We start from the raw sequence: 2,217 nt of genomic DNA, 5'->3' as shown, positions 1-2,217 counted from the left end.
TTGTGAAGCTAGGGCATATGATTTAGATTTCACTAATCTTTATGTGTTTGGTGATAGCCTATCGGATTCTGGCAATACCTTCAATATCACTAAGGCAGGGAATCAGGTAAATCCCACCATTCCCATCATCCCCCAGAGTCCACCCTACTTTCAGGGCCGTTTTAGCAATGGTCGGATCTGGGTAGATTATCTAGCAGATGCTCTGGAGATAGAGGTGAAGCGATCTACTGATTTGTCCTTGGTTTTACCAGATTCCCCGACACTTTCTCCCATCACTATCACTCCCGATAGTCCTCGGGTGAGTTTTTTCTTCAATGGTGGGACGACTCATCAAAGCGTAAACTTTGCTGTTGGTGGTGCTCAAACCGGAGTGTCTGGCCTTGGTGAGTTCGAAGCTTTGTCCCCGGGATTACTGACCCAAGTAGCAGGGTTCACCAATGACCTAATCCGATCTGATCAGATGGCTGACCCCAACGCTCTCTATATTCTGTGGTTGGGTGGCAATGATTATCAGAGTATGGATATTCCTAATCCTACTCAGGTCGTGGGCAATATAGAGACAGCGCTGAACTCCCTGTATAACTTTGGTGCTCGCAATTTCCTAGTGCTTAACTTACCAGATTTGGGAAAGATACCTCAATCACTGAGACTAGATAGTGTATTATCGTCTAGCCTCACAGATTTGACCGAGCAGCATAACTCTGTATTGGACTCCACCCTTAACATTTTGAGGCAATCTTTACCTGACATTAACCTGATATCCGTTGATCAGTATGACCTATTTAATCAGATTTTGACCAATCCTGGAAACTTTGGTTTCACGAATGTGACCGAAGAGTGCTTAGATGGAACAACGTTTATTGCTTGTGCTAATCCAGACGAGTTTTTATTCTGGGATAGCACCCACCCAACGACAGCTGGCCATCAGATCCTAGCGAAATTCACCTTATCAGCACTGAAGTCCCAAGACAAAGCTGAGACTAAGGCTGATTCTAAGTCTGTACCAGAACCAGCGTCTTCTGCCTCCTTAGGAGTGATAGGGCTGGCCTGGTTGCTTCGGAAAGAGTTGAATAAATCCTGCTAGATTTTACTATTAACGATAACACAGTGGCAGCTTTCCGAGCTGTCACTGTTGATCCTAAATTGAGACTTAATAGTTTGATACTACTATTGGTAAATTCTATGGGGAAATTTCGGCGTTGCTTAATAATAAAATGGTTAAGCAAAAATGGTAATTTTATGAAACTTTAACTAATAACTAATAAGTAGGATTGATAACTTCAAAAGGGAGCAGGGATTAGGGAAGTCATAAGAGGGAAATTCGGAATTGGTAATAGGAGAATCATAGTGTGTACCTCATTACTAGGAAAAAAAGGAATATACTCTGATTAAAGTTATTGTAATACTTTACTTTTTATTTATACTATAATCCCAAAATTTTGCCAGCTCTTAATAAAGAGGGTCACCCAAAACCAGTACTCTATGTCTGTAGGTTTTTAGTTTTGGCTTGAAAGGGCTGCACACAATCACAGACAATCAAAAATGAAAAACGCAATTACGGCCTTCGGATTTTCTCTATTCACTTTAATTTTGCCCTCTGAAGCTAGGGCATATGATTTAGATTTCAGTAATCTTTATGTGTTTGGTGATAGCCTATCGGATCCTGGCAATCTCTTCAATCTCAGTAAGGCACGCAATCAGGTAAATCCCATCATTCCCATCATCCCCCAGAGTCCACCCTACTTTGAGGGACGTTTTAGCAATGGTCCGATCTGGGTAGATTATCTAGCAGATGCTTTGGACATAGAGGTGAAGCCATCTACTGACTTGTCGGTGCTGTTACCGAATGTCCCGATACTTTCTCCAATCACTATCACTCCCGATGGCCCGAGGGCGAGTTTTTTCTTCAATGGTGCGACGACTAATCAAAGCGTCAACTTTGCTTTTGGTGGTGCTGAAACCGGATTCGGTGGTATTGGTGAGTTCGGAGGCTTACCGGGATTACTCACCCAAGTCGCAGGGTTTACCAATGACCTGATTGTATCTGATCAGATGGCTGACCCCAACGCTCTCTATATTCTGTGGTTGGCTGGCAATGATTATCAGAGTATGGATATTCCTAATCCTACTCAGGTCGTGGGCAATATAGAGACAGCGCTGAACTCCCTGTATAACTTTGGTGCTCGCAATTTCCTAGTGCTTAACTTACCAGATTTG

2 protein-coding genes are annotated in these 2,217 nt (G+C 42.9%); both read left to right on the top strand.

Annotation, left to right across the window (positions count from 1 at the left end; all coding sequences use genetic code 11):
- On the top strand, window positions 1-1,084 hold a 1,084-nt coding region (locus tag F6J99_RS44370), incomplete at its 5' end, for an SGNH/GDSL hydrolase family protein (protein ID WP_293123657.1).
- 458 nt (window positions 1,085-1,542) lie between these two features.
- Window positions 1,543-2,217, top strand: a 675-nt coding sequence (locus F6J99_RS44365; protein ID WP_293123654.1) for an SGNH/GDSL hydrolase family protein, incomplete at its 3' end; no start/stop codon positions are given.

This window comes from Moorena sp. SIO4G3, from assembly GCF_010692305.1.
GTDB classification, from domain to species: Bacteria; Cyanobacteriota; Cyanobacteriia; order Cyanobacteriales; family Coleofasciculaceae; genus Moorena; species Moorena producens_A.
Note: the sequence above shows the minus strand (reverse complement) of the source record. Positions and strands in the feature narration are given on the sequence as shown.